This is a genomic window from Rheinheimera sp. (assembly GCF_020217005.1).
Lineage (GTDB): Bacteria > Pseudomonadota > Gammaproteobacteria > Enterobacterales > Alteromonadaceae > Pararheinheimera.
Map to the genome: position 1 here is coordinate 1 of NZ_JAIWOI010000333.1, position 10,000 is coordinate 10,000.

Consider the following 10,000-nt stretch of genomic DNA (forward strand, 5'->3'; position numbering starts at 1 on the left):
GTGCAGAGCAAAACCAGCAAAGTGGGCCGGTATTGGATGAAAGTCTGCTGTCCCGCCATAGCAGCCGTTTTATCCACTCAGTTTGCCCTGCATCGGCAAGCTGTGCTTTCGCCATTCAGCCAAAAACCTGGTAATACAGTGAGGCCGCTGATAATGCCCTCCAGTACACTGGCATTGTCGCTGCACATGAAATCTGTGGCTAAAGGTCCGGCATAAAGCAGCTGTTGGTTTTGAAACAGCAGCAACAGCGGTGTGGCTATGATGTCTATGCCAAGTGCCGTTGCTTCGGCCAGCTCCAGCTCTTTGACGGCCAGATCAGGCTGGCGCTGCTGCAGACGCTGCAGATGCTCTTTGGCATAAGAGCTGCAACTGCAGTGTGAGTCTGTGATTAACACCGCTTGCCAACGGCGGTCTGGTAACAGTTGCCGGTTCAGCTTGCTTTGTACTTGCGCTGGCAGAAGTGGCTGATGTTGCCATACAGACTGCTCATCGAATACACCGTAATGACCTAAAAAGAACCAATAAAAAGCGGCCGCGCTGCCTGCCAGCCAAAGCAGCAGCAAGGCAATTGCGGCTTTTACCCGCCAAGACCTTTGTTGCTGTTTCAACTGCTGAATCTATTGGCTTCAGTGGCCAGTTGATTAGCAACCTGCTCAATCTGCAGCGTACTTTGTTTTACCTTTTCGCTGCGCTGCATCTGAGCAGCGGCGCTGTCACTCAGATACTGAGCGCCTTGTGCCATCTCAGCGCTGGCATGGCGTTGTTGCTCTAAAGATCCGGCCATGATATCGGCCGAACGTGCTACAGACTGAGCCTCCCCTGTTATGGTATTCAGTAGCTCATCGCTACGTTTGGCCAGACCGACGGTGTGGTCAACCTGACTTAAACAATGCTGCACCGATCGGACAGAGCTTTGACTGGCCTCAGTTAAGGTTTGGATCATGCGCTGAATTTGTTCTGTCGATTGCTGAGTGCGGCCTGCTAATGTGCGAACTTCATCTGCCACTACAGCAAAACCACGGCCTTGCTCGCCAGCTCTGGCCGCTTCAATAGCTGCATTTAACGCCAGCAGGTTGGTTTGTTCCGCTATGCTTCTGATCACGTCCAACACTGAGGTTATTTCTTTGCTGGATAAGGCCATGCTGTCTACTTTTTGTCCTGCGTCCTGCAACGTCACTGCTAAAGTAGAAATCGCCGCTATGGTTTGGTCAACTGAGTCCTTGCCGGCCACTGAACTCTGTTCAGCTTGTTGTGCTGCACTGAGCACTGCAGCTGCCAATTCCCCCAAAGCCTGAATACTTTGCGCCATTTCCTCCGAAGCCGCCGCGATACGTTTCACCTGAGTATTTTGTTGATGCATACCTGCAACCAGTTGCTGGCCGTCCTCAGACAAATGCGCACTTTCGGTATGCAGCAAAGCCACAGACTGGTTAATAGTTTGCACTGTATGCTGAATACCATCCAGCGCCTGATTAAATTGCAGGACCAGACGGGAACTGATGTCTGGGCAACGTACTGTTAAATTAATATGAGCGGGATCAGCCACCAGCTCTTTAGTGGTTTCGGAAAAAGCCAGGCCAACCATAGCTTCTTTGTACGAATTTAAAGTGATGATAATAAGTACAGCCGATTCCACCACCACATAAGCGGCATGCACCAGTACATTACTAAAAGTGGCGTCCTGGGCTGGTACTAAAAACACAGCGGCATGCTGCATTTGTAAATATGCGAACAGTAAGTGATGCACTGCAATAGTCACGGCAGCTGCCGCTATAACAGTCCAGTCCCGAAAGGCACTCAATACGGCCAGCAGCACAAAAATGCCAAAATGCAGTTCTGTTACGCCGTTGGACTGATGAATATGCAAAGCGCTAAACAACATAAAAGACACACCAAAGGCGATACGCGACAATCGGTGATCCCTTAAGGTTTTATACAACAGAAAAGGCACGATCAAAGCGGGCAGACCGATCAAAAAAGCTGCGCCCCAGCTTTGGTGCCAGCTGGCTAAAGCCAATGCCAATAACATCAGCACCAGATTAATACTATTCATGATACGAAAGGCTTGTTGGCGGAATGGGTAGATAGACATAAAAACCTCTATGGCCTGGCTAGGGGACTACTGCTGCATTCTATGATTCAATTGATGGCGCAATTCGTCAGAAGAATCAAACGGTAGACTAAAAGTGTAGCTGCATTCAGCAAGAGCAGGCTTTACGTTTTTATGCGCTGTTGGATCAGCAATTGAGTTGAGCTGCATTAAGAAGCAGACGAAGTGTGGTCAGTCCTGATTTTCCGTCATCAAACAATCATTAAAGCTCTCTACAGTAGTGCGTTTTGGGAGGGACTATGACGAACTTAAGCAGAAGAAATTTTCTAAAAAACAGCACTTTTTTCACAGGAGCCGCATGGTTAAGCAGCAGCGTGTTTGGTTGCAGCGGCACTGGTGCCACTGCGACAAACAGCAGTGCTATCGAGTTTTTACATGGGGTTGCCAGTGGCGACCCTTTAACAGATAGCCTGATTTTATGGACTAAAGTCACTCCGGCACAGCAAGTGGATGCAGTGCAATTGCTGCTGGAAGTCAGTGATAGCCCAGACTTTGGCAAAGTGCAGCATCAGCAGCTTTGTCTGGCGCGCAAAGACGCTAATTATTGCTGCAAAGTAGACTTAACTGGTCTGCAGCCTGGCCGCAGTTATTACTATCGTTTTAGCGACAGTAATACGGTTTCAGCTACAGGCCATGGCAAAACTTTACCTGCAGGCTCTGTGTCAGAGGTCCGCTTTGCTGTCTTGTCCTGCTCCAATTATCCGGCTGGTTATTTCCATGTCTACCAGCAAGTTGCGCAGCAGCAACTGGACGCTGTGCTGCATTTAGGCGATTACATTTACGAATATGAGCAAGGTGGTTATGCCACAGAGCGCTCTGTGGAGTTAGGTCGCGCTTTAGCTGCTGATAATCAGGCCGAAATGGTCAGTCTTACCGATTACCGTAAACGTTACGCTTTGTACCGCAGTGACAAAGATTTACAGCAGGCTCATGCCAATCACAGCTTTATTTGTGTCTGGGATGACCACGAAATTACCAACGATGCCTGGACAGATGGTGCCGAAAACCATCAGCCGGATGAAGGCGATTATCAGCTGCGTAAGCTCAATGCCCTGCAGGCGTATTACGAGTGGATGCCAATACGGCCTCTTGTGTCGGGTCAGCAACAAAGCTTAAGCCGCAGTTTTGCCTTTGGTGATTTAGTTGACCTGCATATGCTCGACACCCGCATTGAAGGCCGCAACCAGCAGCTTGAGTATGCTCACTACACAGATAAAACCAGTGGCGCTTTTGATAGTCAGCGTTTTATCGCTGATTTAACCAATTCAAAGCGGACTTTACTGGGACAAAAACAGCAGCAATGGCTGCAGGCGCAACTGCTGCGCTCTAAAGCTCAGTATCAGGTGCTGGGGCAGCAGGTGTTGATGGCGAAGATGATGTTTCCCTCAGAGTTGCTGTCTGCCTTTTCTAAACCTGGCCCAGAGTTAGTCGACAAAATAGCTCAGTTAACCGCCTTAAAACAGCGTGTTGCCAAAGGAGATACCAGCCTGACTGCAGAGGACAAAAAACGTATTGAGTCTGTTGTCGCTTACAACCTGGACGCCTGGGACGGTTATCCGTACGAGCGTGAAGTGATTTATAAAACAGCACTACAGCAGAACAAACAACTGGTGGTGCTGGCCGGCGATACACATAACGCCTGGGCTGCCAGTTTGCATGATCAGCAAGGCAATAAAGTAGGTATAGAATTGGCCACGCCTTCTGTCAGCTCGCCTGGTATTGAAACCTATCTGAAGCTGAACACCACACAAGTGGAGCAATTAGCCGCTGTGCTGCCGACTCTGATTGACGAGCTGGAGTACTGTAATTTGCATCAACGTGGTTATTTGTTGGTAGCCTTTAGCAAAGCACAAGTCGATGCTCGCTGGTTTTTTGTCGATGACATCACGAAAAAGCAGTATCAAACCAGGTTAGGACACCAGCAGAGCTATAAGCTCTAGCCGTGAAAACTAAAAATCAAGTCTGAGTAGTAGTCAAAGTAATTGGAGTTGCAGGGAGGCGACAAGCCGGCTAGTCCCCAGGAGCATAGCTACCTATGTGACTGGGGCTAGATGGTGCAGTCAACGAAGCGGCAGCTTCAAGTACGAAGGCTATAACGTCTAAAACTTAACAATCCAACAGAGAACAGGCTGACAATAAGTACAGGCCAGTCACTCCAACGGCTGTATAAAGTACGGCCTTGTACCAATGGCACTTCAGCTGTTAACACGCCTTGTTCAAACTGGAGCAAACGCGCCTGTTCTTTGCCATCCGCAGTCACAGTAGCCGTAATGCCGTTGTTTGTTGCTCTGAGCAAAGGACGACCTAGCTCCAGAGCCCGCATTCTGGCTATTTCTAAGTGCTGATGTGGACCTATCGAATCACCAAACCAGGCATCGTTACTGACTGTCAGCAGAAAGTCGGTGTTGTCGTTAAAATTGGCAATCATCTGGCGAGGAAAGGCAATTTCAAAACACAAAGCGGCCAGTAAAGCATAGCCATTGGCCTGTAAATTAGGTTGTAGCCAGTCGCCACGGCTAAAGGAACTCATAGGCAAATTAAAAAAGGGTGCCACATGTTTCAGGATCGACTGAAAGGGCACAAATTCGCCTATAGGCAATAAATGATGTTTTTGGTAGCGGTTTTTAGTGCTGTATCTGTAATCGCCGCCTGTGGTTTTTTCGCCGGATTTACCCAGCACTATCATGCCGTTATAGGCATCGCCGTTTTCTTTATAATCCAGAATACCTGTCACTACAGCTGTATTGTTTTCTGCAGCCAGCATATCCAAATTAAATAAATAGGCTAACGCCAGAGGCTCTAATTGGGGGATAGCAGCTTCAGGCCAAATCATAATATCTGTATTCAGATAAGGACGACTCAGTTCCATGTATTTGCGCATGGTGATGGCTTCCTGCTCCGGATCCCAGCGTAATTCCTGCGCTATATTGCCCTGTACCAATGCTACTTTTACTTTAGCGCCAGTTTCCTGCCAACCTTTGAGCAGATGAAGGCCAGGGCTGACCGCCAGAATTAAGAACGCAATAGCTGGCCACACCCAGAGTTTACGTTGCACAGCAACAGCAACAGAGCCCGCGATTAACAGCATTAAAAAGCTAATGCCAGTTTCGCCTATAACAGGTGCCCAGGGCGCCATCCAGCCATCGGTTTGGCTGTAACCCACAGATAACCAGGGGAAACCCGTTAAGAACCAGGATCGCAGATTTTCAACGATAAACCAGCTGGATGCTAATAGCAGCGGAAACCAGAAGTTGCCACGGAAACGCCAGCTAAACCAGGTCGCAAGGGCAGGGAACACAGACAAGTAGCCCACCAGCAGCGCCATGATGGCCAGACTGGCCACCAGAGGCATACCACCAAAAGTGGCAATACTGACATGGACCCAACTAATACCTACACCAAACCAACCCAAGCCATAGGCATAACCAAAAATAGCAGCCTGTTTAGGGCTTTGAGCTTGTTGTATGCAGTACGCCAATACCAATAAGGTGAGCAGCGGCAGCATATGGTAGCTAAATGGGGCAAAAGCTAAGGTGTTTAATGCACCCAGCCCTGCTAAAAGCAGGGCTGGAAACCAGGAGGTTTTTGACAACAGCAAAAGTTAATCCTTCTGTGGCGCTGAAGTTTCTATGGTGGTTTTCGCTCGGATCACCTGTAACTGCACCAACCTTCTGTTATTGGCTTTACTGACTTTAAAGGTCAGGTTTTGCAGTTCAATGGTTTCACCTTTTTCCGGCATATGACCAAAAGCGTGCAGTACTATGCCACCTATGGTGCCAGCTTCTTCTTCATCGAAATTAGTGCCAAAACTTTCGTTAAATTCGTCCACAGGAGTCAAAGCACTGACCTGATAAACGTGGCTGGCCATTTTCTTGATATCGACATCTTCTTCATCGTCGTGTTCGTCTTCGATTTCGCCGACAATCTGTTCAAGGATATCTTCAATGGTAATTAAACCAGACACACCACCGTATTCATCAACCACTATGGCCATATGGTAACGTTTCTGCCGGAACTCTTTCAGTAAGGCATCGACCCTTTTACTTTCCGGGATAATAACGGCAGGGCGCAATAAGTCGCGCAGGCTCCATTCGGTGCTACCTTGCAAGGCATGTTGCAGTAAATCTTTGACCAGCAAAATACCTTCGATATGGTCTTTGTCTTCATTGACCACTGGATAACGGCTGTGGTTATTTTCCAGCAGCAGCGGCATCATTTGTTCAAGCGACTGGTCAATGTTAATGGTGGCCATCTGTGAACGAGGCACCATAATGTCACGGGCGCGCATTTTGGATACATCCAAAACACCCTGCAACATACTTTGAGTGTCGTTATCAATCAGCTTGCGCATGGCCGCTTCATTGATCACTTCAACCAGATCAGATAAATCCTGTGGTTCTGCGGTAAAAATCGCGGCTATACGCTCCAGCCATGATTTGGCGGCAGAACCCCGACTAGAGTGGGAATGGTCGTCACCCATGAGTGAACTTAAGCTCCAAGTAGTTTAAAACACAATACCCAAAGCAGTAGTGTTGCAGCAAAAGAACAAAGTCATTCTGGCTGCAGCTTCAGGTACGCAGGAAATTAAAATAACAGTTAATCTTCTAAAATATAAGGGTTCTTTATGCCCAATTGCTGCAAAATCAGAATCTCTTCAGCTTCCATTTCTTCAGCGTCTGCGTCATTTATATGGTCAAAGCCCAATAAATGCAAGCAACCGTGCACCACCATATGAGCCCAGTGATGATCTAATGCTTTGCCTTGCTCAGCCGCTTCTGCAGCCACCACCTGAGCACAAATCACTAAATCACCCAATAATGGCAATTCTTCGACACCAGGCGGTAGCTCAAAAGGAAAGCTCAGTACATTGGTCGGTTTATCTTTTTCACGATACTCAAAGTTTAATTGCTGACTTTCTGCTTCGTCGACAATACGCACTGTGACTTCCGCTATCTCCTGAAACGGCAAAATAGCGGCTTCCAGCCATTGCTGAAATTGAGCTTCTGTCGGAAGGTTCGGCGCTTCGCTCGCCAGTTGTAAATCCAGGGTAATACTCATGCTTTAGTCTTTACTCGTAGTAGCTGCAGCCTGGGCGGCTTCTTTTGCTGCTTGTTTTTCAGCTTCAAGAGCCTGCTGCTTTTTCTCTTCAAAAGCTTCGTACGCCATCACAATTTTTTGTACCACAGGATGACGCACCACGTCTTTGGCTTTAAAGAAGTTAAAACTCAGCTCAGGTACAGCGGACAATACGTCCATCGCATGTTTTAAGCCTGAGTATTGGCCTCGTGGTAAATCGACCTGGGTAATATCGCCTGTGATCACCGCTTTGGCGTTAAAGCCAATACGGGTCAGGAACATCTTCATTTGTTCGACCGTGGTGTTCTGGCTTTCATCCAGAATAATAAACGCATCGCTTAGAGTGCGGCCACGCATATAAGCCAGAGGCGCTATTTCAATCACGCCACGCTCTAAGTACTTTTCGACTTTTTCAAAACCCAACATGTCAAATAAAGCGTCGTACAAAGGTCTTAAGTAAGGGTCGACTTTCTGAGCTAAATCACCTGGTAAAAAGCCCAGCTTCTCACCTGCTTCAACCGCTGGGCGGGTCAGCACTATACGGCGCACTTCACCTTTTTCCAGCGCATCAACAGCACAAGCCACAGCTAAATAGGTTTTGCCTGTACCGGCAGGGCCTATGCCAAAAGTCACGTCGTGACGCTGAATATTGCGCACATAAGCACTTTGATTGGCGTTACGGCCTTTGACTGCGCCTTTTTTGGTTTTGATACTGACCTGCTCTTCGTCAAACTGCTGTTCTGTAGGTTCCTGCTGCTGTTGCTGGATCACCAGATGCACTTGCTCCGGGCTTAAAGGCACAGCTTTGCCCTGGGCATTGGCGGTTTCGCCATAGAGTGTTTCGATAATGTGTTTTACCTGCTCCAGCTGGTCGGTTAAACCCACTAAACGCAGCTGGTTATCGCGGTAGGACACCTGAACCCGGTAACGGCGTTCAATCTGACGTAAGTTATCGTCAAAGGGGCCCCATAAAAAAGCCAGACGCTGAGGTTCAAAAGGGGAGAGAGAAAATTCTAAGCTGGTGATCGGATTATCCAATGCTCTGTCTCATTTGTGCAGCCTTAGTATCAGACGCCGCAGCTTTGTTGACTTCGAACGCCAGCCCCAGTCACATAGTGGACTATGCTCCCGGGGACTGCTGCCCTTGTCGTCATGCTGCAACGCCAATTACTTTGGCTGGTGTAGTGAAGATATCTTCTTAAGGAGTAAAAGTCGCCACTCCCAATTCGTCTGTTTTTGCTGCTTTGGCCGCCATAATTTGCTGTGGCGATACTTCGCGGCGTAAATCCATGTCTTTTTCAGTACGGATCACTTTACCTTTTAATGAGTTGGTAAAGACATCAGTCACTAAAACATCAACAAACTGACCAATCATATCCGGTGAACCTTCAAAGTTCACCACGCGGTTGTTTTCAGTGCGTCCGGTCAGCTCCATAATGTCTTTTTTCGACGGGCCTTCGACCAGAATACGTTGTTCAGTGCCGAGCATAGCACGGGCAATTTGTAATGACTGCTGGTTTATACGGTCCTGCAGTATATAAAGACGTTGTTTTTTCTCGTCTTCTGACACATCGTCCGGTAAATCTGCCGCAGGCGTACCAGGACGGGCGCTGTAAACAAAGCTAAAGCTCATGTCAAAGTTGACTGCTTTGATTAAATCCATAGTGGCTTCGAAGTCTTCTGCGGTTTCACCAGGGAAGCCGATAATAAAGTCAGACGACATGCTTAAATTCGGGCGGATTTTTTTCAGTGCACGAATTTTTGATTTGTATTCGATAGCGGTATGGTTCCGTTTCATCAGAGCCAGAATACGGTCTGAACCCGATTGCACAGGCAAATGCAGGTGATCGACCAGCTCAGGCACATCACGGTACACTTCGATAATATCGTCTGTAAATTCAACAGGATGCGATGTGGTGTAACGAATACGGTCTATGCCATCTATAGCTGCGACTAAACGCAATAACTCGGAGAAGTGGCAAATGCCACCATCAAAAGTTGCACCTCGGTAGGCGTTGACGTTTTGACCCAACAGGTTGACTTCACGCACGCCTTGCTCAGCCAGCTGAGCAATTTCCAGTAAGACATCATCCAGCGGACGACTGACTTCCTCTCCACGGGTGTAAGGCACCACACAGAAGGTACAGTACTTAGAACAGCCTTCCATAATAGACACGAAAGCTGTTGGACCATCGGCTTTAGGTTCTGGCAGACGATCAAACTTCTCGATTTCAGGGAAGGATACATCCACTACAGGCGATTTATCGCCGCGCACAGCGTTAATCATTTCCGGCAAACGGTGCAGGGTTTGTGGCCCGAATACAATGTCAACATAAGGAGCACGATCACGAATGGCTTTGCCTTCCTGCGAAGCGACACAACCACCGACAGCAATAATCAGATCCGGGTTTTTCTTCTTCAGCGGACGCCAGCGACCTAACTGATGGAATACCTTCTCCTGAGCTTTTTCACGAATAGAGCAGGTGTTCAGCAGGATCACGTCTGCTTCTTCTGCTTCTTCAGTCAGTGTGTAGCCATGAGTTGCATCCAAAAGGTCCGCCATTTTGGATGAATCGTATTCGTTCATCTGGCAGCCCCAGGTCTTAATGTGCAGCTTTTTGCCCATTTGTGTTCTAGCCCGTAAAAAAGTTAACGCCAAGAAAAAGGACGCGCATTTTATCCTAGTAGGGCTTGAAGTGCCAGCAGTGGATCGGCTTCAGGCGGATTTGTTCCTGCTCTGGTTGTCCATACAGAGCTGGCTGTAGCGAAAAGCTTGTTAGATGCTGTAGTTCGCAATAAAGTGGATTTTTCTCT

Annotated in this window: 8 protein-coding genes; 1 reads left to right on the top strand and 7 read right to left on the bottom strand. The window is 48.0% G+C overall.

What is annotated here, in order from left to right; genetic code table 11:
- Positions 1 to 77: 77 nt before the first annotated feature.
- On the bottom strand, positions 78 to 608 hold the full coding sequence (locus LDL40_RS16295; RefSeq protein WP_300996504.1) for a DUF6436 domain-containing protein: 531 nt from the start codon (positions 606 to 608) through the stop codon (positions 78 to 80).
- Complete coding sequence (locus LDL40_RS16300; RefSeq protein WP_300996505.1) at positions 605 to 2,092, bottom strand: methyl-accepting chemotaxis protein; 1,488 nt, start codon at positions 2,090 to 2,092, stop codon at positions 605 to 607. Before LDL40_RS16300 ends, LDL40_RS16295 begins: the two co-directional genes overlap by 4 nt.
- Before the next feature lie 257 nt (positions 2,093 to 2,349).
- On the opposite strand from LDL40_RS16300, the gene LDL40_RS16305 reads away from it, so the two are divergent.
- Positions 2,350 to 4,050, top strand: a complete 1,701-nt coding sequence (locus tag LDL40_RS16305) for an alkaline phosphatase (RefSeq protein ID WP_300996506.1) — start codon at positions 2,350 to 2,352, stop codon at positions 4,048 to 4,050.
- A 137-nt stretch (positions 4,051 to 4,187) separates the two neighbouring features.
- Here the strand turns inward: LDL40_RS16305 and lnt are convergent, their stop codons facing one another.
- The 5 genes from lnt to miaB all read right to left on the bottom strand — a co-directional run bounded on the left by lnt (position 4,188) and on the right by miaB (position 9,812).
- A complete protein-coding gene (gene lnt / locus LDL40_RS16310; protein ID WP_300996507.1) occupies positions 4,188 to 5,708 on the bottom strand; it encodes an apolipoprotein N-acyltransferase in 1,521 nt (506 codons plus the stop codon).
- A 3-nt stretch (positions 5,709 to 5,711) separates the two neighbouring features.
- Positions 5,712 to 6,590, bottom strand: a complete 879-nt coding sequence (locus LDL40_RS16315; RefSeq protein WP_300996508.1) for an HlyC/CorC family transporter — start codon at positions 6,588 to 6,590, stop codon at positions 5,712 to 5,714.
- A 116-nt stretch (positions 6,591 to 6,706) separates the two neighbouring features.
- Positions 6,707 to 7,168 carry an rRNA maturation RNase YbeY gene (gene ybeY / locus LDL40_RS16320; protein ID WP_300996509.1) on the bottom strand — a complete coding sequence of 154 codons (462 nt, stop codon included), beginning with the start codon at positions 7,166 to 7,168 and terminating at the stop codon, positions 6,707 to 6,709.
- 3 nt (positions 7,169 to 7,171) lie between these two features.
- A complete protein-coding gene (locus tag LDL40_RS16325) occupies positions 7,172 to 8,224 on the bottom strand; it encodes a PhoH family protein (protein ID WP_300996510.1) in 1,053 nt (350 codons plus the stop codon).
- A 160-nt stretch (positions 8,225 to 8,384) separates the two neighbouring features.
- Positions 8,385 to 9,812: a tRNA (N6-isopentenyl adenosine(37)-C2)-methylthiotransferase MiaB gene (gene miaB, locus LDL40_RS16330; protein ID WP_300996511.1), complete on the bottom strand. Its 1,428-nt coding sequence runs from the start codon at positions 9,810 to 9,812 to the stop codon at positions 8,385 to 8,387.
- Positions 9,813 to 10,000 lie beyond the last annotated feature (188 nt).

Bases quoted from the DNA above. Each gene is read 5' to 3' on its own strand.
- LDL40_RS16300 (WP_300996505.1), bottom strand. From the start codon at position 2,092: ATGTCTATCTACCCATTCCGCCAACAAGCCTTTCGTATCATGAATAGT.
- LDL40_RS16305 (WP_300996506.1), top strand. From the start codon at position 2,350: ATGACGAACTTAAGCAGAAGAAATTTTCTAAAAAACAGCACTTTTTTC.
- LDL40_RS16315 (WP_300996508.1), bottom strand. From the start codon at position 6,590: ATGGGTGACGACCATTCCCACTCTAGTCGGGGTTCTGCCGCCAAATCA.
- ybeY (WP_300996509.1), bottom strand. From the start codon at position 7,168: ATGAGTATTACCCTGGATTTACAACTGGCGAGCGAAGCGCCGAACCTT.
- miaB (WP_300996511.1), bottom strand. From the start codon at position 9,812: ATGGGCAAAAAGCTGCACATTAAGACCTGGGGCTGCCAGATGAACGAA.